The sequence below is a fragment of the Umezawaea sp. Da 62-37 genome (assembly GCF_032460545.1).
Taxonomy (GTDB): domain Bacteria; phylum Actinomycetota; class Actinomycetes; order Mycobacteriales; family Pseudonocardiaceae; genus Umezawaea.
The window spans coordinates 4,825,272-4,849,903 of record NZ_CP135965.1; the positions used below are offsets into that span (position 1 = coordinate 4,825,272).

Annotated in this window: 22 protein-coding genes and 1 pseudogene; 14 read left to right on the top strand and 9 right to left on the bottom strand. The window is 71.5% G+C overall.

Annotation, left to right across the window (positions count from 1 at the left end):
- Positions 1–38: 38 nt before the first annotated feature.
- Entirely contained in the window at positions 39–758 is a 720-nt protein-coding gene (locus RM788_RS21685) for a M23 family metallopeptidase (protein ID WP_315933539.1), read from the top strand.
- A 64-nt stretch (positions 759–822) separates the two neighbouring features.
- On the opposite strand, the gene RM788_RS21690 is transcribed toward RM788_RS21685, so the two are convergent.
- From RM788_RS21690 to RM788_RS21705, 4 genes are all read right to left on the bottom strand, one after another.
- Positions 823–1,167: a hypothetical protein gene (locus RM788_RS21690; protein ID WP_315933540.1), complete on the bottom strand. Its 345-nt coding sequence runs from the start codon at positions 1,165–1,167 to the stop codon at positions 823–825.
- A gap of 908 nt (positions 1,168–2,075) precedes the next feature.
- Positions 2,076–4,454, bottom strand: coding sequence for a DNA helicase PcrA (gene pcrA / locus RM788_RS21695; protein ID WP_315933541.1), 2,379 nt, complete (start codon positions 4,452–4,454; stop codon positions 2,076–2,078).
- Between the two features lie 72 nt (positions 4,455–4,526).
- Positions 4,527–5,054 (bottom strand): hypothetical protein, encoded by a 528-nt coding sequence (locus tag RM788_RS21700; RefSeq protein ID WP_315933542.1) that lies wholly within the window; start codon positions 5,052–5,054, stop codon positions 4,527–4,529.
- 95 nt (positions 5,055–5,149) lie between these two features.
- Positions 5,150–5,656 (bottom strand): hypothetical protein, encoded by a 507-nt coding sequence (locus RM788_RS21705; RefSeq protein ID WP_315933543.1) that lies wholly within the window; start codon positions 5,654–5,656, stop codon positions 5,150–5,152.
- 546 nt (positions 5,657–6,202) lie between these two features.
- On the opposite strand from RM788_RS21705, the pseudogene RM788_RS21710 reads away from it, so the two are divergent.
- Positions 6,203–6,484: pseudogene (locus RM788_RS21710) on the top strand (chorismate mutase); the annotation flags it as partial.
- Positions 6,485–6,807: 323 nt separating this feature from the next.
- Here the strand turns inward: RM788_RS21710 and RM788_RS21715 are convergent.
- Positions 6,808–7,893: an arginase family protein gene (locus RM788_RS21715; protein ID WP_315933544.1), complete on the bottom strand. Its 1,086-nt coding sequence runs from the start codon at positions 7,891–7,893 to the stop codon at positions 6,808–6,810.
- A 63-nt stretch (positions 7,894–7,956) separates the two neighbouring features.
- Between RM788_RS21715 and RM788_RS21720 the strand changes: the two genes are divergently transcribed.
- The 6 genes from RM788_RS21720 to RM788_RS21745 all read left to right on the top strand — a co-directional run bounded on the left by RM788_RS21720 (position 7,957) and on the right by RM788_RS21745 (position 15,088).
- On the top strand, positions 7,957–8,277 hold the full coding sequence (locus RM788_RS21720) for a hypothetical protein (protein ID WP_315933545.1): 321 nt from the start codon (positions 7,957–7,959) through the stop codon (positions 8,275–8,277).
- 310 nt (positions 8,278–8,587) lie between these two features.
- Positions 8,588–9,592 carry a hypothetical protein gene (locus tag RM788_RS21725; RefSeq protein WP_315933546.1) on the top strand — a complete coding sequence of 335 codons (1,005 nt, stop codon included), beginning with the start codon at positions 8,588–8,590 and terminating at the stop codon, positions 9,590–9,592.
- A 172-nt stretch (positions 9,593–9,764) separates the two neighbouring features.
- Positions 9,765–10,577 (top strand): hypothetical protein, encoded by an 813-nt coding sequence (locus tag RM788_RS21730; RefSeq protein WP_315933547.1) that lies wholly within the window; start codon positions 9,765–9,767, stop codon positions 10,575–10,577.
- Between the two features lie 263 nt (positions 10,578–10,840).
- On the top strand, positions 10,841–11,593 hold the full coding sequence (locus RM788_RS21735) for a hypothetical protein (protein ID WP_315933548.1): 753 nt from the start codon (positions 10,841–10,843) through the stop codon (positions 11,591–11,593).
- A gap of 289 nt (positions 11,594–11,882) precedes the next feature.
- Positions 11,883–13,289: a serine/threonine-protein kinase gene (locus RM788_RS21740; protein ID WP_315933549.1), complete on the top strand. Its 1,407-nt coding sequence runs from the start codon at positions 11,883–11,885 to the stop codon at positions 13,287–13,289.
- 143 nt (positions 13,290–13,432) lie between these two features.
- Entirely contained in the window at positions 13,433–15,088 is a 1,656-nt protein-coding gene (locus RM788_RS21745) for a serine/threonine-protein kinase (RefSeq protein ID WP_315933550.1), read from the top strand.
- Positions 15,089–15,125: 37 nt separating this feature from the next.
- Here the strand turns inward: RM788_RS21745 and RM788_RS21750 are convergent, their stop codons facing one another.
- A complete protein-coding gene (locus tag RM788_RS21750) occupies positions 15,126–16,028 on the bottom strand; it encodes a LysR family transcriptional regulator (protein WP_315933552.1) in 903 nt (300 codons plus the stop codon).
- Between the two features lie 81 nt (positions 16,029–16,109).
- Between RM788_RS21750 and RM788_RS21755 the strand changes: the two genes are divergently transcribed.
- The 4 genes from RM788_RS21755 (at position 16,110) to RM788_RS21770 (ending at position 20,535) form a co-directional block, all read left to right on the top strand.
- Positions 16,110–17,033: a DMT family transporter gene (locus tag RM788_RS21755; RefSeq protein ID WP_315933553.1), complete on the top strand. Its 924-nt coding sequence runs from the start codon at positions 16,110–16,112 to the stop codon at positions 17,031–17,033.
- A 189-nt stretch (positions 17,034–17,222) separates the two neighbouring features.
- Entirely contained in the window at positions 17,223–17,636 is a 414-nt protein-coding gene (locus RM788_RS21760; protein ID WP_315933554.1) for an SsgA family sporulation/cell division regulator, read from the top strand.
- A gap of 21 nt (positions 17,637–17,657) precedes the next feature.
- Entirely contained in the window at positions 17,658–19,106 is a 1,449-nt protein-coding gene (locus RM788_RS21765) for a serine/threonine-protein kinase (protein WP_315933555.1), read from the top strand.
- Between the two features lie 64 nt (positions 19,107–19,170).
- Positions 19,171–20,535 (top strand): serine/threonine-protein kinase, encoded by a 1,365-nt coding sequence (locus RM788_RS21770; RefSeq protein ID WP_315933556.1) that lies wholly within the window; start codon positions 19,171–19,173, stop codon positions 20,533–20,535.
- Here RM788_RS21770 and RM788_RS21775 read toward each other — a convergent pair.
- From RM788_RS21775 to RM788_RS21785, 3 genes are read right to left on the bottom strand one after another with little or no spacing between them, the layout of a single operon-like run.
- A complete protein-coding gene (locus RM788_RS21775; protein ID WP_315933558.1) occupies positions 20,516–21,148 on the bottom strand; it encodes a hypothetical protein in 633 nt (210 codons plus the stop codon). The two genes, RM788_RS21770 and RM788_RS21775, sit on opposite strands and share 20 nt — an antisense overlap.
- 22 nt (positions 21,149–21,170) lie before the next feature.
- Positions 21,171–21,833 (bottom strand): response regulator, encoded by a 663-nt coding sequence (locus RM788_RS21780; RefSeq protein ID WP_315933560.1) that lies wholly within the window; start codon positions 21,831–21,833, stop codon positions 21,171–21,173.
- Complete coding sequence (locus RM788_RS21785; protein WP_315933561.1) at positions 21,830–23,065, bottom strand: ATP-binding protein; 1,236 nt, start codon at positions 23,063–23,065, stop codon at positions 21,830–21,832. The genes RM788_RS21780 and RM788_RS21785 overlap by 4 nt, the downstream gene beginning before the upstream one ends.
- Before the next feature lie 110 nt (positions 23,066–23,175).
- On the opposite strand from RM788_RS21785, the gene RM788_RS21790 reads away from it, so the two are divergent.
- Positions 23,176–24,390, top strand: a complete 1,215-nt coding sequence (locus tag RM788_RS21790; protein WP_315933563.1) for a PspC domain-containing protein — start codon at positions 23,176–23,178, stop codon at positions 24,388–24,390.
- Complete coding sequence (locus RM788_RS21795) at positions 24,383–24,589, top strand: hypothetical protein (RefSeq protein WP_315933565.1); 207 nt, start codon at positions 24,383–24,385, stop codon at positions 24,587–24,589. Before RM788_RS21790 ends, RM788_RS21795 begins: the two co-directional genes overlap by 8 nt.
- The last annotated feature ends 43 nt before the right edge of the window (positions 24,590–24,632 follow it).

A 24,632-nucleotide genomic window follows, 5' to 3' on the forward strand; every position in this document is an offset into this window, starting at 1 on the left:
TGCTCGACGAGGCGGTCCCCCGTGCCTCGATCCGACCGGTGAGCGCTCACCGCCTGCCGCCACCACCGTCCGCCCTGCGCGGACGAATCGTGATCGCCGCAGTCGCGGTCGGCGCGTTCGCCGCCGCTGGCGCAGGTCAGACGCTGCAAGCCGTCGGCGCTGGTTCTTCGACCGAAGCCGACGAGGTCACGCCGCTGGCGAGCGCCTCCGAAGGTGCCGCCGCGTTCGGCGTGGGCGGCAACTCCGGCCCCGCCGCACCGCAGGTCCTCTCGGTCGCGAAGCTCGTCGACCCCTCCGCGGAAGCCGGCAAGCTCGCCAAGAGCCAACGGATCACCGAGGAGCGCGAGGCCGCCGAGGCCGAGGCGAAGCGACCCAAGGTCGTCCGCCCCGCACCCGGCGTGTTCACCTCCGGCTACGGCGGCCGTTGGGGCGAGATGCACTACGGCATCGACATCGCGGGCCCGATCGGCGACCCGATCTACGCGGCCGCCGACGGCGTCGTGATCGAAGCGGGCCCCGCCAGCGGTTTCGGGCTCTGGGTCAAGGTCGAGCACTCCGACGGCACCGTGACCGTCTACGGCCACATGGACACCTTCTCGGTGCAGAAGGGCCAGCAGGTCGCCGCGGGCGAGCAGATCGCCCGAGTCGGCAACCGCGGCTTCTCCACCGGCCCCCACCTGCACTTCGAGGTGTGGAACCCGAGCGGGATGAAGATCAACCCGCTGCCGTGGCTGAACGAGCGCGGCGTCACCCTCTAGAACACGCCCCGATCCGCCGTGCGCGTCCGCAGGCCCGACGGCCTCCGCGCACGGCGGATTCGCGTCACCACCTGAACCTGCGGCGCTCCCACGGGAGCCGGTGGACGAAGTAGGCGCACGCCACCCGCCAGACCGAGCACATCCGACGCCCTCGGGCGCAGGCCGGGCAACCGCCGCGCGCGCCGATGTCGTGGAGGCGCAGGACCGCTCGCCAGGCGGCGGCCAGTCTCCGGGCTTCGAACGCGGTCGTCCGCGACTCCTCCAACGCCGCCATGCGGTCGACAGCGTCGAGGTAACCGACCACCCGCTCGTGGAGCAATCGAGCCAAGACCTCGTCCACACCGAGCACCCCCACTTCCGGGCCCGAGTGGCCCGTGTCCGCGTTGGGGGTGATGTAACAGGATGGCACCGACAATTTTTGATGGCATGCCGCTTGAGCTGCGGAAATGAAAGGCCGGGCCGCTTGCGCGACCCGGCCGGCCCCCGGTGGAACACCTTCCCCTGTCCAAGAACACCGCCCCCGCGCGGCACTCCCGTTCCCCTATCGCCTTCGGCGACTCCCCCTGGCCCTGCGTCCCGAACGCGGGGACCAGATCGCTTCCGACAACCATTAAGACGCACAGCGCGGGCACAGGTTGCATTCGTTCCGAATCCGGTGTGGAGAGTCGGTCGGCACTGCCGCGTCCACCCGGAACACGGGCGGGCAGGGGACGTGGTTCGACGGTTCTTGGGGGCTCGTGCAACGGGGGCAGCGGTGGGCTGCTTCGGGGCTGTTTGTGGAGGGGCCGGGTGTCGGGGGCGCGGTGGAATACGGGTCCCCCGGTCGTGAAGGCCCCCCGACATCCACGGTACGGCGGGGGTACGACATTTCCGGTGGGGTGGGTTTTCGGTTGGTGCGGGGGTGGTTGGTGAGGTGGTCGGCGGTGAGTTCGTGGCGACTGGGCGTTGTGCCCGATGGATGAACAGCCGCTGCGCGCAGGTGGGCGGACAGGTGCCGTGCCAAGACAGGCGAATGTGCTGCGCCCAGAGGTGCGCGGACGCTGTTGCGCCTGGGTGGGCGAACGGGCTGGCGAAACGGTGCTGCGCCCAGGAGAGCGGACGACGTTGCACCTAGGCAGGTAAACGGTCCTGTGCCGCGCAAGCGAACGGTGCTGTGCCCCAGGTGAGCGGGTAGGCGCTGTGCCCCACCGAGAAGGCCGGGGCAGCCGGGTGAGCGCCGTAGAAGCCGATGGTGCGCGCAGGACCCGGGGCGCACCCCCGAAACACCGCCGCCGCAGGGCCCTGGAGGGCGCTGCGGCGGCGGACGTGGGGTTCGGGTCAGAGCTTGGTGATGGGGACGCCGCCGATGAGCATGAGGCGGATGGTGCCCGCGCCGCCGAAGTCGATGGTGGCGGTGGCCCTGGGGCCGGAGCCGTCGACCGCGATGACCCTGCCGAGGCCGTATTTGTCGTGGGTGACGCGGTCGCCGACGTCGAGGGTGATCGCCGGTGCCTCGTTCCAGCCCTTGAACTGGGACGTGCGCATGCCGCGGGCGGCCAGGCCCGCCTGGGCGGAGTCGCCGCCGCCCCTGCGGCCCCAGGTGGTGGCGGCGGCGGGGCCGGAGCGTTCCGGTTCGACGCGGCGCCAGTCCATGAGGTCGGTGGGGATCTCGTCGAGGAAGCGGGACGCCGGGTTGGCGGACGGCTGGCCCCACGCGGAGCGGACGAGGGCGCGGGACAGGTAGAGGCGCTGCTGGGCGCGGGTGATGCCGACGTACGCCAGGCGGCGTTCCTCGGCCAGCTCCTGGGGGTCGCCCAGTGCCCGCATGTGCGGGAAGATGCCGTCCTCCCAGCCAGTGCTGAACACGACCGGGTACTCGAGGCCCTTGGCGGTGTGCAGGGTCATCAGGGTGACCATGCCGTCGGAGTCGGCGTCGGGGATGGAGTCGGCGTCCGCGACGAGCGAGACGCGCTCCAGGAACGCGGCCAGCGAACTCTCGGTCGGCAGGCCCTCGTCCTCCTCCGGCACCTCGACGACCTCCACGGCCTCGGCGTCGGAGGACACCGGGGCCAAGGCGGACAGGTCGCCGAACTCGCGGGCGACCGTCACCAGCTCGTTGAGGTTCTCGACGCGCGTGTGGTCCTGCGGGTCCTCGCTGGCCTCCAGCTCGGCCCGGTAGGCCGTCTTCTCCAGCACGGCCTCGAGGATGTCCGCCACGTCGTCGCCGCGCTCGACCAGCTTGCCCAGCTCGTCCATCAGGTCGATGAACCCGCCGATGGACCGCTGCGACCGCGGGTTGAGGAACGCGACCTTGCCCGCCACGGCGTCGCGAAGGGCGGCGTGGAAGCTCATCCGGTACTTCTCGGCGTGGTTGGAGACGCACACCTCGGCCCGGTCGCCGATGCCCCGCTTGGGCACGTTCATGATGCGCCGCATGGACACCGTGTCGTCCGGGTTCGCCAGCGCGCGCAGGTACGCCAGCGCGTCGCGCACCTCGCGGCGCTCGTAGAACCGCACACCGCCGACGACCCGGTAGGGCAGGCCGAGGCGGATGAAGATCTCCTCGAACACGCGCGACTGGTTGTTCGTGCGGTAGAAGACCGCGATCTCGCCGTTGGTCGCGTCGCCGCCGTCGACGAGCTTGTCGATCTCACCCGCGACGAACGCGGCCTCGTCGTGCTCGTTGTCGGCGACGTAGCCGACGATCTTCTCGCCCTCGCCGAGGTCGCTCCACAGCCGCTTCTCACGGCGGTCCGGGTTGCGCGAGATGACCGCGTTCGCGGCGGTCAGGATGTTCTGGGTGGAGCGGTAGTTCTGCTCCAGCATGATCGTGGTGGCCTGCGGGTAGTCCCGCTCGAACTCCACGATGTTGCGGATCGTCGCGCCGCGGAACGCGTAGATGGACTGGTCCGCGTCGCCCACGACGCACAGCTCGCCGGGCGGGATGCCGTCGGCGCCGGTGCCCACGAACTCGCGCACCAGCGTGTACTGCGCGTGGTTCGTGTCCTGGTACTCGTCGACCAGCACGTGCCGGAAGCGCCGCCGGTAGTGCTCGGCCACGGCCGGGAAGTTCTGCAGCAGCTCGACGGTCTTCATGATCAGGTCGTCGAAGTCCATGGAGTTCGACTCGCCGAGTCGCCGCTGGTAGGACGAGTACACCTCGGCCACCCGGCGTTCCAGGTCGTTCGTCGCCCGCGCCGCGGCGGTCTCCGCGTCGACCAGCTCGTTCTTGAGGTTCGAGATGTGGATCGACAGCGTCCGCGCCGGGTAGCGCTTCGGGTCGAGGTCGAGGTCGCGCGCGACCAGCGTGATCAGGCGGCGGGAGTCGTCCGAGTCGTAGATCGAGAAGTTCGACGACATGCCGAGCGTCTTGGCCTCGCGGCGCAGGACCCGCACGCACATGGAGTGGAACGTCGACACCCACATCGACCGGGCGCGCGGGCCGACGAGGTCGGAGACGCGCTCCTTCATCTCGGCCGCGGCCTTGTTGGTGAAGGTGATCGCCATGATCTCGCCGGGGTGCACCTGGCGTTCGGCGAGCAGGTGGGCGATGCGTCGGGCCAGGACCCTCGTTTTACCGGAGCCGGCGCCCGCCACCACCAACAGCGGCGATCCGGCGTGCTCCACCGCCCGCCGCTGGGCGGGGTTCAGGTCGTCGAGCAACCTGGACGGCCGAGTGGACGGGGGACTCGCGGGCAAGTCGAACAAGGCGCTCATCGTGGGGCCACGTTACCCGTCCGGTACGACATGCGGTTCCGCTCACCGCCTGAGCGGTGAGCGGAACCGGTTTCAGCTGCTCGTGTCGAACATGATCGGCGTGCTCGCGTGGGCGTCCGAACCGCCCGCTCCGCTCAGGTACACGTCGATCGAGTCCTGCACCGCGCCCGTGGCGTTCACGCCGAGCGTCAGCGCGGGCCACGACTCGCCCGGCGCGACGGGAGCGGGGTTGGTGCACTCGACCCCGTTCGCGACGGCACCGCAGGTCCAGCGGTCGCCCGCCGTCTCCACGAGGGAGAATTCACCCGGCCAGACGATGAACAGCGCGGCCTGCTCGACCTGGCCGGTGCGGGCCGCGGTGGCCGTCACGGAGAACTCGAACGGGCCCCCGTGGACGTACCACCAGCCGTCGTTCGCGAGCACGACGCCCTCGCCGTGGGCCAGCGCCACGGCGGCCGGACCGTCCTCAGCGGGCACGTCGACCCGCCCCGGCGTGTCCGCGGCCGGCGTCGAGCCGTTCGCGACCGTGGCCGAACCGACCGCGAGAGCCAGTACGGCGCCCACCCCGACCAGTCCGGCGACCACCCTGTTCTTCCACATGGGGATCACCCTCGCCCGATTTCTGTCGATCTCCAAACGATCGCACGAGGGCCATCCCCCTGGCGGGTGAACTCATTCCACCAAAGTGGGAAAACTCAGGTGCTCGTGTCCACCATAAGCTTGACGCCCTTGCGCTTGTAGTTCACGGACTTCTCGCGCACCGACGCGTCGAGCGTGCTCGCGCCGAAGTTCTTCGACCTGGCCGCGATGACGAGCTTCGGCAGCTTCAGGCCGGGGTTCTCCAGCTCCGGGTGGGTCGCCTCGACGTCGGTGTCGTCGACCTTCTCGACCTTCCACTTGTCGCCGTTGATCGACACGATGTTCAGGCCCTTCGGCACGGCCAGCCGCACCGTGCGCTTCCGGCCCTGCGACCTGGCGCCCAGCGTCACCGCGAACTCGAAGGTGCCGCCGTGGACGTACCACCAGTCGTCGTTCGCCTTGACCACGCCCTTGCCGGGATCGAGGTCGACCCCCGGCAGGTCCGCGGGCTGCTGCGCGGTCTGCGCGCTCGCGACACCGGCGGCACTACCCGCCACCCCCACTGCTGCCGTCACCACGGCCATCCCGAACACCGTGCGCCTGCTCACCGTCAAACCACGCATGTCGCCACCCTCTGTGTCGTTGCACCCCTTGGGAGACTAGATCGATGAGCAGGCCAAAGACGTTTCACCCACGCCACGGGTGATGACGGATCGTGACCAAACCGGAGTGATCAGGAGGGTCGACCGCGAAAGGCACCCGTGCGTGCACAGCACCGTGACGGGATTCGACGTGGAGGTGCCGGGTCCTCGATCTTGTCGACGCCCACTCCCGCACCCGCCACCGGAACGGCGTCGAGACCCGCGAGCGCGGGCTCCGAAGCGGTCGCGGCGGAACGCGATCGTCCCCGTTCGTGAACGGGCCGTTCAACCGGCACGAACCGCGAAGCGCCTGGTCCGGGCGGGTGCGTCCCACTCCTCGAACTACGGGTAGCCGAAGGGGACGGGCCTGTGGCACAGTGCTGACATGCGCTCGACCCACTTCGAGTTTTTCTACGGGAACCGGACTCCGGCTCCCGTGGTCGCTTAGCGCAAAGCACCCACAGAGCCCCGGAGTCCTCGGACCCGGGACTTCGTCGCTTCCGGGGCCAGGACTCAGCAGAAGAGAGTCGAGAGGCCGCCATGAGCACCACCGAAACCCCCGTCGTCGCACCGGACATCGACGCGCTGCGCCAGGAGATCGACCACCTGGACAAGGAACTGCTGCGGCTCGTCAAACGGCGCGCCGAGGTGTCCAAGACCATCGGTGCCGCGCGGATGGCCGCCGGTGGAACCCGGATCGTGCACAACCGCGAGATCGACGTGCTGACCCGCTACAAGGAACTCGGTCCGGACGGCAAGGACCTCGCTATGATCCTGCTGAGGCTGGGTCGCGGGGCGCTGGGGCGCTGATCACCGGGTTCGGCCCGGTTCGAGCGGCCGCTCCTGCCTGTCACGGGGTGCCGGCGTCGAGCATCGAGGCGCGATGCAGGTCGTTGTCGCGGTCCGTATCGGCGGCCTTGTCGCGTCGGTGACCAGGGGTCCCCCGGTCGTGCGGGCCCCCCGAATTCCACGGTACGGGCGGGCACCGGCAGTCGATCCTGGTCGGGACGGGTGGCATGCCGGATAGGTGGTTCCGGGCACAGGTCTTCGACGTTCTTCCGGTGTGCCGGGCGGCGGGTTCGCCGCCCGGCGCGGAATTGTGAGCTGCGGCGCGGGCCTCATTAGCCATGGAACTAATCGCGGGCGAACCGCCAGTGCGGGGCCAGGGCGGCGCGGACGAGGGCGAGGTCCGCGGTGGTGGGGCGGGAGTCGTCCGGCACGTAGGCCAGCGGGTCGCGCAGCAGCGGCTCCGGCAGCCGCAGCAGGCCCTCCACGAGCGCGTGCAGGCACAGCGCGGCGTACCCGCGCAGGTAACCGCCCTCCTGGGTGAGCACCAGCGGCAGTCCGAGGTCCGCGACCCGCCGACCGATCGCGCGGTACCCGGCGGCGGTCAGGTTGTGCCTGCCGTTCGGGTCGAACGCGGACCCGTCGAACCCCGACGCGCACACCAGCAGGTCGGGTGCGAACTCGCGCAGCGCCGGGACCGCGATCTCGTCCAGAGCCCGCAGGTACGCCTCGTCGCCCGCGCCGAGCGACAGCTCGACGTTGATGTTGCGGCCGCCCGCGCCCAGTTCGTCGGGGGCGCCGGTCTGCGGGTGGTTGGCGCCCCACGCGCCGTGCCGCATGTGCAGGGACACCGTGAGCACGTCGGACCGCGCGGCGAACACCTCCTGGGTGTCGTTGCCGTGGTGCACGTCCCAGTCGAGGACGGCGACCCTCGCCCCGGCCCGCCGCGCGGTCTCGGCGACCAGGGCGGCGTTGTTCACCAGGCAGTACCCGTCGGCCATCGCGGGCTGGGCGTGGTGGCCTGGTGGGCGCACCAGCGCGTACGCGATCGGCGTGCGGCCGGATCGGACGGCCTCCAGCGCGGCCAGCGACGTGCCCGCGGCGGCCAGCACGGAGTCACACGTGCCGGGGCCGACGACCGTGTTCACCTCCAGCGCGACCCGGTCCGGGCCCGCGCAGGCCGCGCGCAGCGAGGCCAGGTAGTCGGCGGTGTGCACGCGCGCCAACTCCTCGTCGGTGGCGAGCCTGCCGGTGCGCCACGTCAGGTGCGGCGCGACCGGGCCGTGCCGCAGGGCGTGCCGGAACGTCCGCAGCCTGGCCGCGGTCTCGGGGTGCGCCTCGGGGACGTCGAGCCAGTCCCAGTCGCCCGGCAACTCCCACAGGCCAGTGCCCGCGTCGTGCTCCAGGCAGGCGTCGTGCCAGAAGATCTCCACCCGTTACCGGATATCAGGGGGATCACCGATGGTCCAGCGGATATCGGCGGGCACACTGGGGACATGGGAACTGTCATCGGCCTCATCGCAGGCATCATCGCCATCGTCGGGGTGCTAGCCGCGCTGGCGCACGACGGCTATCTCGCCATGCTCGGCTCAGCCGCTAAGAACAAGCGGGCCGCGGGCGCGCCGATCGCGCAGTACGTCCGGGGGCGCTGGACCGTCGCGGGCGTCACGACCGTCGCCGCGCTGATCGGCCTGCTGATCACCACGGGCGACAGCACGGCCTCCGACATCATCGGCGCGCTCATCGCGGGCGGCAGCGGCCTGGCCGCCACCAGCGCGTTGCAGAGCAGCCGCAAGCGCCTGGACAGCGGCGGCTGACCAGAACAGGGCGGAAGTCCAGCAAGTTCACACTTCCGTGTTCACCCGCCGTGACCGGGTGATTCCGCACAGCTACCACCCCTCCTTGCACCTACGCTCGGCCAGGTGCGGGTGTCCGTGGTCGTCCCGTTGGCCAGGCCGTTCCCCCGTGGTCCGGTCGCCCCAACGGCGCGACCCCTGCCCCGCACCGGATCAGCGGTGCGCCACGGCCCCAGGGCCGAACGGCGAGCCGGCGCGTTCTCCGAGGTGAGACCGGCCCGACGGCCGGGGGGACCGCGTCCGGCCAGGGGGCGGGAGGGGTCTGGACAGCATGGAAAACGGGGCGGGACCAGCGGAGTCGGGCAAGCACCGGCTGCACGAGCGGACCGGTGGGTGGTCGCCCGCGGCCGCAGATCCGGACCACGAGCGCCCGGACCACCAACCCCCGGCGCACGCGCGTCCGGCCATCGGACCCGGCCAGGTGCCCGCGCAGCGCGGCAGGCCGGCCCCCGATCCCCTCGTCGACACCGACGCGCCCGGCCTGCGCAAGTTCAACATCGGCCTGGTGCCCGCGTCGGTCACCCCGCCCCGGACCTGGAAGCGCGCCGCCTGGTTCGCCGTGGCCTCCTCCGCGGCCGTCCTCGTCGGCCTCGCCATCGCGGCGGCCAAACTGGTCGGCGGCAGCGGCCCGTTCGAGCGCATCGGCATGCCCGAGAACCCCGCCAACGTCCCCATCGTGACCGACTTCGGCACCAGGACGCCGTCCAAGGCCCCCACCGAAGCCCGGAGCGCCGACACACGGCCCCAGGACACCGCGCGGGCGAGCGGGACGTCCTGGGCCGCGCCGCGGAGCAGCAACCCCGGCATCCCGCCCGACGGCACGTCCGGCGGCGCGGGCGCGACCACCGCGACGACACCCGCGGGCACCTCCGCACCGGAGAACGCGCCGGACAGCGCGTCGGACGGCGTCCAGGACAGCGCGTCGCCGATGGTCACCACGGTGCCGAACCAGGAGGGGCCGCTGGTGGACGCCGACGCGATCGCGAGCCGGACCGAGAAGTTCTACGAGGAGGTCTCGGCCAACGCCGCGACGGCGCTGGCCATGACGACCGAGGACGCCCGGCCGACCATCGAGGCGGTGCTGGAGCAGCGGTTCGCGGACGTCTCCCTGGTGCGGGTGAAGGAGATCAGCGTCGACCCGACCAGGGGCGTCACGGTCAGCACGCTGCAGATCACCAAGAAGGACGGCACCGCCAGCACCGAGCGGCGGGAGCTGACCTTCACCTTGAGTGGTGACCCCCTGATCAACGCCGAACGGCTCACTGGAATCGGCTAACGGTCATTCGCGAACGCACAGGGGGACGCCGGTCTGTAACCACTACTCCGTTAGAGCGACACGGGTCTACCACTGAACGCCACGAACAGGTGAATGCGCGCGTCGAACTGGCCTTGATCAGGTCAATCACGGTACGAGTTCTGGCGACGCAGAAGGTACGGAGGAGTTGCCAGTGCAGCGCCCTACGACGACCGGCAGACGGCACAACCGGGCCGGTTCGATCACCGTGGCAGAGCTGATCAGGAACCAGCCGAGCCCCGTCCGCATCCCTTCCCACGAGGAGGTCGACACCGAGGGTCTCGTGGAGGACGTGCTCGGCCTCGAGGAGACCGACCCCCGGCGTTCCAACCGGGCGGCCAAGGCCGCGGGGCTGGTGGCGGGCGGTCTCGTCCTGTTCGCCTCGGTCGCGGCGGCGTCCATCCTGGCGGGCCACCGCCCCGAGTCCACCGAAGCCCTGCGCACGGCGGCCGCGATCGAACTGAGCGGCTCGACGGCCCTGCGGCCGGACCTGCTCAGCGCCAAGCTGGGCGACGAGCCCGCGGCCACCCCGGCCGACGGGGCGAGCGCCACCGCGGCGCCGAACACCCCGAACGCGCCGATCGCGGCGGACCCGAGCACCGACGCCCCCGCCCCGCCCGTCGACGGCGTCGTGGCACCGCCGTCGGCGTCGATCGGCCCCCAGCCCAGGATCGAGGTCGTCCGCGAGTTCTACGGCCTGCTGCCCGCCCAACCCGCCGCGGCCGCGCGGCTGCTGAGCACCGACCTGGTGGGCTCCGACGCGCTGGGCTTCGTGCGGTCGTGGAGCACGATCAAGGCCATCACGATCGACAGCACCACCCAGCGGCCCGACGGCAGCGTCCTGGCCGACGTGTCGATGCAGGAGCTCGACGGGCGCTGGTTGCGGGTCGAACAGCTCTTCTGGTTCGGTGACATGTCGGCGCCGAAGATCATCGGCACCGAACTGCTCTCGGCCCAGCGAAGCTGACACCGCGTAGCGAGTACCCCCTAAAATCTCACTCACAGTTGCCTTAAATAAGGTTTAACCCGAGAAAATCCCCCAAAGGGGTTACAAGTGGGGTCACGATTCGGTATCCATGTTCCCGGCTGGTGAACACAGTGCAGTTTCCGGGAAGGTGTGAGACCGCAGTGTCGAACGAGGACAATCGTCGTCGGCGAGATGGCTCGACCGCTCAGCTTTCGGTAGCGGAGCTGCTCGCCCGGCGTGAAGCCGAGACACAGCCGATCCCGGTGTACAGGGACGACGACGAGGAGACGATCCGCTTCCAGGCGGTGACCCCTCCCCCCGCCGCGCTGTCCGGGCCCGCCCGCGCCTCGCTGTCCGGCCGCGAGCTGCACGTCGCCGAACTGCTGCGCCGCGAAGGCCGCCCGGCCGACGAGGAGCGCGGCGGCATGTCGCTCAGCAAGCTCGTCGCCATCGCCAGCGGCGGTGTCGTCCTCGCCGGTTCGGTCGCCTTCGGCGCCTCGCAGTGGCTGAGCTCCCCCGACGAGCGCCCGCTGGCCGACGTGCGGTTCGACACCCGCCCCGCGGCGCGCAACTCCAGCGGCACCGGCAACCTCGGCGGCGTCGCCATGCCGGGCCAGAAGCCCGGCACCACCTCGGCGACCACCAGCACCACCACCTCCACCTCCACTCCGGAGGAGCAGGCGGCCCAGCAGGAGGCCACCCAGCAGCGCGCGGTCCCGGTGCAGGACACCCAGGCCCCCGTGACGCAGACCACCGAGACGCAGACGCAGGCGCCGAGCACCTCGGCCTCCCCGACGACCACGCGGCCGACGACGGACAAGGGCACGCCCCCGAGCAGCAGCAACCCGACGACCACCCCGCCGTCGTCGTCGAGCACGACGACCCCGCCGCCCTCGTCGACGAACCCGCCCTCCAGCTCGACCACGCCTACCTCGTCGACGACCCCGTCCGAGGACTCCGGCGGCATCCAGATCGGCGTCGGACTCGGCGGGTTCGACTTCTTCGCGGAGCTGTGAGCGCTTGCGGCTAGGCCGTTCGGCCCAAATTCCGACCACTTTCCCGTGAACCGGTGACGTTGCGGACGGCTATCGGGTATCCCTTCGCGATCAGCGGCACGACGGGTCGTGACCTGCGCAACGGCCGGAAACCCGTCCGCGGTGCCGGGGTACGCTCTGCGGGCAGGACAGCCCGACACGACGAGCGGTGGCCTACCCTGATCCGCCAACCGGAGCGCACAACGAGGAGCCCCAGCGTGAGACCTGCTGCACCCGCCGCGGTCCCGCAGCACCCGCGCGAGGTGGTCCGTTGAGCACCGAGGGCCAGCTGATCGCCGACCGCTACCGCTTCCTCGACCGCATCGGCAGCGGCGCCATGGGCGTCGTGTGGCGCGCCCAGGACGAGCGCCTCAACCGGATCGTCGCGATCAAGCAGCTGCTGCTGCAGGTCGGGATGGACACCAGGGAGCACGACGAGGCGATCCAGCGCGCCATGCGCGAGGGCCGCATCGCCGCGAAGCTGCACCACCCGAACGCGATCGCGGTCTACGACGTGGTCGAGGAGCAGGGCGCGCCCTGCCTCGTCATGGAGTACCTGCCGTCCTACAGCCTCGCGGACACGCTGTCCGAGTACGGCGCGCTCGAACCGCTCCAGGTCGCCCGGATCGGCGCGCAGGCCGCGTCGGCGCTGGCGGCCGCGCACGCGGCGGGCATCGTGCACCGGGACGTGAAGCCCGGCAACGTGCTGATCGCGGACAACGGGGTCGTGAAGATCACCGACTTCGGCATCTCGCGGGCCACCGACGACATCACGGTCACCAAGACCGGCCTGATCGCGGGCACCCCGGCCTACCTGGCGCCGGAGATCGCCAGGGGTTCGGACCCGACACCCGCCTCGGACGTGTTCTCCCTGGGGTCGACGCTGTACGCGGCGGCCGAGGGCGAACCCCCGTTCGGACTCAGCGAGAACACCCTGGGAGTGCTGCACGCGGTCGCCGCGGGCCGCATCAACCCGCCCACGCAGGACGGTCCGCTCACCGACGTGCTGCTGCGGCTGCTCAACGTCGACCCGGCCGACCGGCCGACGATGGGCCAGGCGCGCGAACTGCTCGCCGCGGTGGCTTCGGGCCGCAACCCCAGCCTGACCGGGCTGAGGGCGGCGAGCACGCCCGGCGTGCTGCCCGTGGCCGGTCCGACGGCCGTGCTGGACCCGAACAGGACCCGCGTGGTCTCCGCGGGCGCCGGGAACCGCAACGGCGCCGGTTCGGGCTACCGGACCGGTCAGCAGCCGCGCACCGTGGGCCCGACGAGGACCGCGCCGTCGCCGGAGCCGTCGAACAACCGGACGCTGGCGATCATCGCGGCGGTGCTGGTGCTGATGCTCGCCGCGGGTGGCCTGCTGGTCGCGCTGGGCGCGTTCAGCGGCAAGGGCAATTCGAAGGAGCCGGCGATCGTGCCGGGCGGCGGCGGCGCCAGCTCCTCGTCGAAGGCCGCACCGACGACCACCCTGCCCAAGCCGCAGGTCACGTCGGACGAGCCGACGACCGAGGAGCAGACGACCGAGGAGCAGCCCACCACCACCACCGAGCCGCCCGTCACCACCACGTCGAAGCAGCCGGTCAAGACCTCGACGACGACGACCACCACGACCACCACGACGACGACCACCACGACCACTCCGCCGGCGGCCACGACCACCACACCGCCCACTCCGTGAATCCTGGGTTGTCGCAACTCGTATGGTGGACACACACACGGACGGGTTAGTTCGAACCGCACGGCGTGTCGATACGTTTGTGCCGTAGTGGTGGTTGAACGCCACTGAAGATAGACACACCGCAATCACTCATGGGAGCAGCCGTGACCGACGATGGTCGCCTGGTCGCAGGCCGCTACCGATTGGGCAGCCGAATCGGTAGCGGTGCGATGGGCATCGTGTGGCAGGCGCACGACCAGCGCCTGCACCGCATCGTCGCGGTCAAACAACTCTTGCTCCAGCCCGGCCTGGCGGCGTCCGAGACCGACGAGGCGAAGCGCAGGGCCATGCGCGAGGGCCGCATCGCCGCCCGCCTGCAGCACCCGCACGCCATCGCCGTGTACGACGTGGCCGAGGACGACGGCCAGCCGTGGCTGGTCATGGAGTACCTGCCGTCGAAGAGCCTGTCCACGGTGCTGTCCGAGCGCGGCACGCTCCCGCCGCGCGAGGTCGCCGCGATCGGCCAGCAGGTCGCCTCCGCGCTGACCGCCGCGCACAACGCCGGGATCGTGCACCGCGACATCAAGCCGGGCAACATCCTGCTCGGCGACGAGGGTGTCGTGAAGATCACCGACTTCGGCATCTCGCGGGCCACCGGCGACGTCACCGTCACCGCGACCGGGATGCTCGCGGGCACCCCGGCGTACCTGGCGCCCGAGGTGGCGAAGGGCTACGACCCCGGTTCGCCGTCGGACGTGTTCTCGCTCGGCTCCACGCTGTACGCCGCGATCGAGGGCGCCCCGCCGTTCGGGCTGAACGAGAACACCATCGCGCTGCTGCACCAGGTCGCGTCGGGCAACGTGAACCCGCCGAAGCAGGCCGGGCCGCTGACCGCGCTGCTGATGCGCCTGCTCCGCCCGGAGCCCGAGGACCGCCCGACGATGGCCGAGGCGCGCGAGGCGCTGGCCGCCGTCGCCGCGGGCCGCGCGGCGCCCGAGTTCCCCATGGCCGTCCAGCAGGTGAGCCAGCCGTCGTGGCGCGGCGCCCCGCTGTCGACGGACTCCGCGACCCGCGCGATGTCCCCCCAGGCCGCGGTGTCGACGCCGCCGCCCGGCACCCGCATCGACATCCGCCCCGGCCCTCCGCAGCAACAGCAGCAGCAACCGCACTACCAGCAGCAGCAGCCGTCGTACCAGCAGCAGCAGCCCCGACCGGCCGCCGCGCCGCACCGCACGGCGCCCCCACGGCAGTCGTCGTCGATGTCGTCGGTCAAGGACGCCGCCAGCAAGCGCTCCACGATCATCACCGCGCTCGCCATCGTGGCCGCCGCGGTCGTCGGCATCATGCTGGCCAGCTTCCTGTCCGGCGGCGACGACCCCGGCCAGAAGGTCGCCGAGCCCGGCAGTTCGGCGAGCGCGACCCAGCCGCCGGGCGAGAGCGGCGAGGAGGAGGCGCCTCCCGCGGGCGACGGCTCCAAGCTGCCGCCGCAGGTCACCGGCGAGCCGGACCAGGCGACGCAGGAGAAGATGATCCGCGACTACTTCGCGCTGCTGCCAGGCGATCCGAACTCGGCGTTCAACTGGCTCACGGACAAGATGAAGGGCGCGGGCAAGGGGAAGTCCACGTACCTGGACTTCTGGAAGACCATCAAGACCGTGAAGATCGATGAAGTGAAGCTGAACGCACCGTACGCGTACGAGGTCGATGTGGCTTACACGAAGAAGGACGGCACGAACAGCAAGGAGCGCAAGCTCATCGGGCTGGAGTGGTCGGGCAGCCAGCTGCTGATCGACAAGGAGACCCCGCTCGGGAACTACTGACGGGCGGGAGCGAGGCGGGGCGGGGGCGACCCCGACGTCAGCCGGTGGCCGCGGCCGCGGCCTTGAGCGCCTCCAGGAGGCTCGCGGCGGCCGGGTTGGCCGTGCCCTCCTCGCGGAAGGCGGCGTGGATCTCACGGAGCGGCTCGGGGTTGCGGAGACGGCGGACGACGACGCCGGGGTGGACGACGCCGAGGCCCAGCTTCGGGATGATGGTGACGCCCAGACCCGCCGAGACGAAGCCCTGGGCGGTCGGGTAGTCGTCGGACTCCACGACGAAGTTCGGCGCGAAGCCCGCACCGGCGCAGGCGTCCAGGACGATGTCACGGCAGGCGCCGTCCGGCAGCGCGGAGTCGACCCAGGGCTGGTCGGCCAGGTCCGACAGGTCCAGGACGCGCTTGCGGCAGAGGTCGTGGCCACGCGGGAGGACCGCCAGGTACGGGTCGTCGAGCAGGTGGACCAGGCGGATGCCGGGGGCGGTGTCCGCGCCGTGCTGGTGCACGACGATCGCGACGTCGGCGCGCCCCGCGACGATCTCGAGCATCGGGTCGACCGGCTCGGTGAGCTTGAGGTCCAGCCTCACCGACGGGTGCTCGGCGCGGAAGCGGGCGACGGCGGGCGGGACGAGGGCGGCGCCCGCGGTGGCGAAGTAGCGGACGCGGAGCGTGCCGGTGCGGCCGGCGCGGAGGTCCGCCAGCGCCGCCTCGGCCTCGACCAGGCGGTCGGTGATGCCCGCGGCGTGGTCGGTGAGCAGCCTGCCCGCCTGGGTGGGGCGGACACCCCGGCCGACGCGCTCCAGCAGGGCCATGCCCGCCTGCTTCTCCAGCGCCGCCACCTGCTGGCTGATCGCCGACGGGGTGTAGCCGAGGTTGGTGGCCGCGGCGGTGATGGAACCGCTGGTCACGACCGCTCTGAGCACCTGCATCCTGCGCACGTCCAACATGGCACGACCTTACAGCTGAGCTACAAGGTCATGTAGTTCTTTTCACTTGTACTTACGCTTTATTCACCCCATCGTGGAGCCGTGAACAAACCCGGCACGCTGATCAGGTTCGGTGTCCTCGCGCTCATCTGGGGCTCGAGCTTCTTGTGGATCAAGGTCGCGCTGACCGGGTTCTCCCCCGTGCAGATCACGATGGGCCGCACGGCGCTCGGGGCCGCGGTGATCGTCGCGCTGCTCTGCGCCCGCGGGCACCGGCTGCCGCGCGCACCGCGCACGTGGGGGCACCTGGCGGTCGCGGCCCTGTTCGGCAACGTGATCCCGTTCGTGCTGTTCGCGGTCGGCGAGCGGACCGTCGACTCCGGGGTGGCCGGGGTGATCAACTCGACGACGCCGCTGTGGACGCTGGGACTGGGGCTGCTGCTCGGGTTCGAGAAGCAGCGCGGCGGCGCGCGGACGGCGGGGCTGGCGCTGGGCTTCCTGGGCACGCTGCTGATCTTCGCGCCGTGGCAGCGGGCGGGGCTGGCGAGCTGGGGCGCGCTGGCGTGCCTCGCGGCCGCCGCGAGCTACGCCGTCGCGTACGTCTACATCAGCCGCACGCTGTCCGGGCAGGGCCTGTCGCCGCTGCAGCTGTCGTCGGGCCAGCTCGTGGTCGGCAGCGGCCTGACCGCGTTCATCGTGCCGGTAGGGGGCCTTCAGGAGATGCACCCGAGCGCGGGCGCGCTGCTCGCGCTGGGCATCCTGGGCGTGTTCGGCACCGGGGTCGCGTTCATCCTCAACTACCGGCTCATCCAGGACGAGGGCCCGACGAACGCGACCACCGTGGGCTACCTGCTGCCGGTCGTGTCGGTGCTGCTGGGCGCCGCCTTCCTGCACGAGGAGCTGACGATCCGGGTCGTGGCGGGCATGGTCGTCGTGCTGTTCGGCATCGCGCTGACCCGCCGCCGCCCGGTCACGGCGGTCGCGCCGCTGGACACCCGACCGGTGACGTCCGCTACCCTGAAGTGACCGCCGATCACGGTGCGTGGCAAAAGTGTTTCGCCAGTTGAGACAAGCGACCTGGCCATATACCCACAAGTGAGATCCACGTCTCCCCCGATAGCGTGGTTCCCAGGCGAATAGCGTCCCGGAGCGCTGTCTCAGACGTCTCTTCCCATGAGAGCGTGAAGAACGCAGGTAGGGAAGGGATGAGCCACCATGGCCGACAACACGATCATCACCGCTGGCACCACGTTCCAGCTGCTGGTCCCCGGCATCGCTCCGGCACCCGTCGAAGCGGAGCTCCAGTACAACCCCGAGGACCCGTACGCGGTCGCCGTGCTGTTCCACACGGGTCAGGGCAAGGTCGAGTGGATGTTCGCCCGCGACCTGCTCGCGGACGGCCTGCTGACCCCCTCGGGCGAGGGCGACATCATGGTGCGCCCCGCGGCGGACGACCCGGAGCGCGTCCTGCTGGAGCTGAACGCCCCCACCGGGTTCGCGATCCTCTCGGCCGAGGCCGAGCACATCGCCGAGTTCCTCGACCTCACCTACGACGTCGTGCAGCCCGGCGAAGAGGACCAGTGGATCGACTTCGACCGCGAGTTGGCGAAGCTCGTCGCCAGCAGCTGATCGGACCGCTAGCCTGCTCGAGTGAACGCGGTGGGCGGTCGGTACCTCCTCAAGGAGCAGATCGGCAGCGGCGGGATGGGCGTGGTGTGGCTGGCCCACGACGAGCTGCTGCACCGCGAGGTCGCCGTCAAGCAGCTCAAGTTGCCCGAGATGGCACCCGTGGCCTCCAAGGCCGCACGCACCCGCGCCATGCGCGAGGCGCGGATAGCCGCCCGGCTCCAGCACCCGAACGCGATCGCGGTCTACGACGTGGTCGTCGAGGACGAGCTGCCCTGGATCGTCATGGAGTACCTGCCTTCGCGCAGCCTGGCGGCGCTGCTGGAGGAGAACGGCCCGTTGTCCCCGGCCGAGGCGGCCAGGATCGGCGGGATGGTCGCGACCGCGCTGGCCGCCGCGCACGCCGCGGGCATCGTGCACCGCGACGTCAAACCCGGCAACGTGCTGATCGGCCACGGTGGCGCCGTGAAGCTCACCGACTTCGGCATCTCCCGCGCCACCGGCGACACCACGATCACCGAGGCGGGCGCCCTGTCCGGCACGCCCGCCTACCTCGCGCCCGAGGTCGCGCGCGGTGACCTGCCCGACAGCAGGTCCGACGTGTTCTCGCTCGGCGCGACCCTCTACGCGGCCACCGAGGCGCACGGCCCCTACGGCGCCAACGAGAACAGCCTCGGCCTGCTCTACCGGGCCGCGATCGGCAAGATGGACCGCCCGATCCGCGCCGGCGCGCTGATCGGTCCGATGGAGCGCCTGCTCGCCCTCGACCCGGCGCAGCGCCCGACCGCGGCCGAGGCCGCCGACATGCTGTCCGCGCTCCCCTCCGACGCCGTGCCGACGCCGATGGGCATCCCCGTCGCGGTCACCCCGACACCGCGCCCCTCCCAGCCGTCGACACCGCGGCCCTCGTCCACGTTCGCCCAGCCCTCGCACCCCGCCATCGGGGTCCGCGGGATCAGCCCGGTCCACATCGAGCAGGGCGGCGCGGGGAAGCACGGGTCCCGTCCCAAGTGGCTCGTGCCGGTCATCGTCGCCTTCGCGCTGCTGGTGGGCACCCTGATCGGCCTGAACACGCTGCTGAGCGCGGAGGACGATCGCTCCACCGATCCCGGTCTGTCGGACGAGCGGTACCAGGAGTCCGTGGCGGGCACGCCCAAGGCGGTCGACCTCACCCCGACCGTGGCGGGCAACTTCGCGCTCGGGTGGCTCCGCTCCGCGAAGAACGAGACGCAGGCCTCGTGGGACAAGATGGACCCCGCCTCCCGTCCGACCTACGACGACTACATGGCGAAGATGGAGACCGTCGACGAGATGGTCCCGAAGCCGAACCCCGAGGTCTCGGCCAAGGGCGACGACTACCTGGTGGTCGTGGAGGTCGAGGTCACCGCGAACGGCAGGACCGCCGTCGAGGACCGCAAGGTCCTGGTGAAGCTGGTCGACGGCGAGCTGAAGGTCGCCGAGTACACCGGGTAGCCGACCACGTCATGTGAGACGCGGGCGCGACACCCGTGGTCCGGCCGCCAGCTAGCCTGATCGAGTGAACGCGGTCGGCGGTCGGTACCTCCTGCTCGACGAGCTCGGCGCCGGGGCGATGGGCGTCGTCTGGCGGGCCCGCGACGAGCTGCTGCACCGCGAGGTCGCCGTCAAGCAGCTCAAGCTCCCCGACGTCGACCCGGCGGCCAGGGAACTCGCCCGCACCCGCGCCATGCGCGAGGCGCGCATCGCCGCCCGGCTCCAGCACCCGAACGCGATCGCCGTCTACGACGTCGCCGTCGAGGGCGGCCTGCCCTGGCTGGTGATGGAGTACCTGCCGTCCCACAGCCTCGCGGCCGTGCTGGCCGACCGGGGTCCGCTCGACCCGGCCGAGGCGGCGCGGATCGGCGGCCGGATCGCGGCCGCGCTGGCGGCGGCGCACAAGGCGGGCATCGTGCACCGCGACGTGAAACCCGGCAACGTGCTGATCGGCCACGACGGCACCGTGAAGCTCACCGACTTCGGCATCTCCAAGGCGGTCGGCGACGGCACGCTCACCGAGGCCGGAATGATCTCCGGCACCCCCGCCTACCTGCCGCCGGAGGTGGCGCGCGGCGAGACGCCGGACGCCAGGTCGGACATGTTCTCGCTCGGTGCGACCCTCTACGCGATGACCGAGGACCGCTCGCCCTACGGGCCGACGGACAACAACCTCGGCCTGATCTACCGGGCGGCGACCGGCCAGATCGACCGGCCGGTCCGCTCCGGCTCGTTGACGGGGCCGATGACCCGGCTGCTGGCCACCGACCCCGCCCTGCGGCCGACCGCCACCGAGCTGGTCGGACTGCTGGCGAGCACCACCGCCGCCCTTCCGGCCGCCGCCGACGTGCGGGTCCGTCGCGCGGCGCCCGCGCCGGAACCCAAGGCGCGGCGCAAGTGGCTCGCGCCGACCGTCGCCGCCGTGGTGGTGCTGCTGCTGTCCGTGGCGGGCGTGCTGATCTACCTGTCCTTCGCCAACGACGGGCGCGGCGGCGGACTGGCGGGCCCCGCGACCACCACCGCGAGCAGCGACCTGCCCTCGGACGGGGAGGACCCCGGTACGACAGCACCGGCCCAGGGCGACCTCACCGCTCCCAAGGCCGCCAACTTCGTGCGCGACCACTACCGGTCGTTGAAGGCCGACCCGGCGAAGGCGTGGGAGAACCTGGCGCCGGAGTTCCGGCAGCCGCTCGACCAGTACGTGGCGTTCTGGGGCCAGTACGAGGACGTCACGGCCAACCTCGTCGACGTCGTGACCACGGACAACGGCTACGTGGTGGACGTCGACGTGCTGTTCACGTCCGACGGCGCCACGAACACCGAGAAGTACCGGGTCGGGGTGCAGGAGTTCGACGGCAGGCCGAAGATCATCAGCTCGGCGAAGCTCTGAGCAGCACCTCGAGCAGCGCGTACCCGCCACCGCCGACGACCACGCCCATCAGCGAGCCCACGAGCACCTGCGCCTTCGTGTGGTCGCCCAGCTCGACCCGCGACCAGGCCACGAACACCGCGGTCACCACGAGCAGCAGCAGCCACGGCCCGTACACCAGCGCACCCACGACCACGGCGGCGAACGCCACGGCCGCGTGCAGCGACACCTTCCACTTCAGGCCGAACGTGATGGCCATGCTGACGACCAGCGACGCGAACATGCTGCCCGCGAGCGCGAGCATCTCGTGCGGCGCGCCCCCCAGCAGCAGCACCGCGATGCCGACGGTCAGCGAGGCGCCCGCGACGACCAGCGGGACGAGCCTGCCCTCGCGGTTGGTGACGTGGTGCCCGTCCCAGCGCCCGCCGCGGGCGCCGCGCACGATCACCACCATCGGGATGACCGACGCGGTGACCGCGACGACGAGCCCCCACAGCACGCTGGGCCACAGCGACCGGGTCGCGGCGGCGGCCACGGCGAACGGCAGCGTGAGCACCCACACCCACGGGGCGAGCACCTCCGTGGCGAAGCGGGCCGAGCGGTGGACGAATCCGGTGGCAGGGTCCGCCCGCACCGCGACTTCCTCCTGGGGCAACTCAGACCAGCCTGCGGTCGGAGGCCCAGCGGGACAGCTCGTAGCGGTTGGACAGCTGCGTCTTGCGCAGCACGCTCGACACGTGCGTCTCGACCGTCTTCACCGAGATGAACAGCTCGGAGGCGATCTCCTTGTACGCGTAGCCGCGGGCCAGCAGCCGCAGCACGTCCCGCTCGCGCGGGGTCAGCAGGTCCAGCTCGGGGTCCCGGATCGGGGCCGCGCCGGGCCGGTCGGCGAACGCGTCCAGCACGAAGCCCGCGAGCCGCGGCGAGAACACCGCGTCGCCCTCGGACACCCGCACGACCGCGCGCACCAGCTCCTGGCTGGAGATCGTCTTCGTCACGTAGCCTCGGGCGCCCGCGCGGATCACCGCGATGACGTCCTCGGCGGCGTCGGACACCGACAGCGCGAGGAACACCACGTCCGGCAGCGCCGTCCGCACCTTGGCGAGCACCGCGGCGCCACCGCCGTCGGGCATGTGCACGTCGAGCAGCACCACGTCCGGCTTGTGGTGGTTGATCCCGGTCACCGCCTCGCCGACGGAGCCGGCCTCCCCCACGACCTCGATCTCGTCGCTGATCGAATCGAGCTCCGCGCGGACCCCCGCGCGGAACAGCGCGTGGTCGTCGACCAGGAACACCCTGACCCGTTCGCCATCGGTCATGACCTGGCCTCCTGCTTCCTCGGCATCTCCAAGTGCACCTCCGTGCCCTCTCCGGGGCCGGTGCGCACCTTGGCCTCCCCACCGTGCCGGACCATTCTCCCCCGGATCGAGTCGGCGAGACCATGCCGGTCCTCCGGAACGGATCCCTGGTCGAAACCCTTGCCCCGATCCCTCACGAAGACGTTGACGCTGTCGGCCTCCACCTCGCCGTAGACGCTGATCTCGGCGACCCCGGCGTGCTTGGCCGCGTTGACCATCGCCTCGCGGGCGGCCTGCACCATCGCCAGCAGGTTGTGGTCGAGGTCGCAGTCGCCGACGACGACCTGCTGCACCGAGATCGCGAACGTGTCCTCGACCTCCCCCGAGGCCAGCGCGATGGCGGCGGACACCGTCGTGGGGCGGGCGTTCTCGCCGAAGTCGCGACCGTAGAGCCAGTCCCGCAACTGCCGCTCCTGGCCGCGGGCGAGCCTGCGGACCTCGCGCGGCGCCTCGGCCTGCTTCTGGATCAGCGCCAGCGTCTGGAGCACGGAGTCGTGCAGGTGCGCGGCGATCTCGGCCTTCTCCTCGGTGCGGATGCGGGCCCGGCGCTCCTCGTCGAGGTCGTTCACGAGCTTGATCCACAGCGGCACCGTGAGCAGCGCGACCCCCGCCAGCGTCGCCAGCACCGCGACGAGCGCGAACTGGATCTGGTCGAGCTGGTAGGTGCTGAACAGCAGCACCCCGATGCCGAGCGCCACCAGCGAGACGCCCGACGCGATCCGGATCAGCGCCGACCGGCCGCTCCTGCCGAGCACGCCGCTGCGCGCCCCGTCCCGCCACCGGCGCCGCTGCGCCTCGTCCGCCTCGCGCCACACGACGGCCGCGCCCACCAGCGCCACCGCCAGCGGGCCGACGATCCAGCCGCTGACCGCGCCCGTCAACAGGGTCACCAGCACCGCCGCGCCGAGCCCCAGCGCCAGCAGACCGATGGCCTGCTGGCGTTCCCTCGGTTTCGGCGGCGCCTCGTCCGGCGCGCTCGTCGTCCGCTGCGGCACGAAGATCCACAGCAGCCCGTACGCGATCACGCCGACGCCGTTGAGGGCCGTCAGCGCCGCGAACACCGCGCGCACCCAGAACACCTCGACGCCGAGGTGGTCGGCGATCCCGCCCGCCACCCCCGCGACCACGCGCCCGCCGCGCCGCCTGCGGACCGCGATCTCCGCCCCCACCACCGTTTCCACCTGCGAACTCACCCCACGATCGTCACACGTACCCGGATGCGGGTCATCAGGGTTCCACCCGAGTCCGCGTTCAGGGTGCTCCCCCGATGTGCGCGGCGGTTCCAGGCAGCAAACTCGACGACGTGAGTGGGAACGCGACAGCTGCGAACGTCGAAGAGACGCTGAAGGACTTCTGGGTCAGCAGGCCCAGACGGCCGCACCGCGGGCGGAAGATCGCCGGTGTGGCCGCGGGCATCGCGGAGCGGTACCGGATCGACCCGGTGATCGTGCGGGTCGCTTTCGTCGCGATGGCGTTGTGCAACGGTGCCGGTGTGTTCATCTACCTGCTGGGCTGGCTCGGGCTGCCCCAGGAGGACGACGAGGTCTCGCCCGTCGAGGCGCTGGTCGGCCGGGGGCGCAGCTCCACGCCGATCCCGCTGACGGTGCTGCTCGGCCTGGCGCTGTTCCCGGCGACCGGGTTCTTCTTCGACGGCGGCTTCACGATGGTGGCGGGCGTGCTGCTGTCCGTCGGCGCCGTCTACCTGCTGCACCTCAACCGCGGCGCGGTCAACCGGCCGGCGCTGCTGACGACGACCTCCAGCACGGAGCAGGTGACCGAGATGGACCAGAAGACGACCGCCACCCCGCCGGCGTGGGACCCGCTGGGCGCGGCGCCGTTCGCCTGGGACCTCCCCGAACCGGGGCAGTCGGTGGTGTCCACCCCGCCTCCCCCGCCCGTGCGGCGGTACCGGCGGAAGTCGCCGGTCACCGGGATCACCCTCGGCCTGTCGCTGATGGTGGTGGCGACCGCGGTGATCACCGGTCGCGGCGACACGTGGTTCACCCCGCTGCACACGCTGGGCGTGGTCGTGGCGATCATGGGCGTCGGGCTGCTGGTCGGCTCGTTCGTCCGCGGCGGCCGCGGGCTGATCGGACTGGTCATCCCGCTGGGCCTCGTGGGCGTGCTCGGCACGGTGGTGAACCTCGCCGACCTCAACGGGAGCGGACGCGTCGGCGACATCACCGAGTCGCCCGCCTCGATCGCGGAGGTGGACCCCGAGTACGTCCTCAAGGCGGGCAGCATCCAGCTGGACCTGACCGGGCTGCCCGACGCGGGCCGGGTGGAGACCGAGGTCCGGACGGTCGTCGGCACCGTGCAGGTGACCGTCCCGAAGACCGCCGACGTCGAGGTGCGGTGCGAGGCCGACCTCGGCTCCGTGCGGTGCCTCGGCCACCAGAGCAGCGGGACCGACGCGCTGGTGGAGGCCACCGAACCCGGCACCGGCGGAGCGGGTGGGCTGAAGATCGTGCTGAACGTGCGCAACGGCGTGGGAGACGTGGAGGTCAACCGTGGCTGACCAGGAGATCGACTCGCGGGGCGGCTTCGACGTCATCGCGTTCGTGTTCGGGATCGGGGCCCTGCTCGCCGCCGGGTTCGTGCTCACCGGCGGGGACTACTGGCCCGACTTCCTCGACCTGCGCTGGGTGGTCGCGGGCGGGGCCATCGTGATCGGCCTCGGCCTGCTGGCCGGGTCCGTGCTCCGCCAGCGCCGCTAGGAACCCCCCACTCACGCGAAGAAGGCCGTGACCCCACCTCGGG

Coding starts and splice junctions, on each gene's coding strand:
- RM788_RS21720 (WP_315933545.1), top strand. CDS start 7,957: ATGGGAACTGTCATCGGCCTCATCGCAGGCATCATCGCCATCGTCGGG.
- pcrA (WP_315933541.1), bottom strand. CDS start 4,454: ATGAGCGCCTTGTTCGACTTGCCCGCGAGTCCCCCGTCCACTCGGCCG.
- RM788_RS21780 (WP_315933560.1), bottom strand. CDS start 21,833: ATGACCGATGGCGAACGGGTCAGGGTGTTCCTGGTCGACGACCACGCG.
- RM788_RS21750 (WP_315933552.1), bottom strand. CDS start 16,028: ATGTTGGACGTGCGCAGGATGCAGGTGCTCAGAGCGGTCGTGACCAGC.
- RM788_RS21760 (WP_315933554.1), top strand. CDS start 17,223: ATGGCCGACAACACGATCATCACCGCTGGCACCACGTTCCAGCTGCTG.
- RM788_RS21705 (WP_315933543.1), bottom strand. CDS start 5,656: ATGCGTGGTTTGACGGTGAGCAGGCGCACGGTGTTCGGGATGGCCGTG.
- RM788_RS21725 (WP_315933546.1), top strand. CDS start 8,588: ATGGAAAACGGGGCGGGACCAGCGGAGTCGGGCAAGCACCGGCTGCAC.
- RM788_RS21700 (WP_315933542.1), bottom strand. CDS start 5,054: ATGTGGAAGAACAGGGTGGTCGCCGGACTGGTCGGGGTGGGCGCCGTA.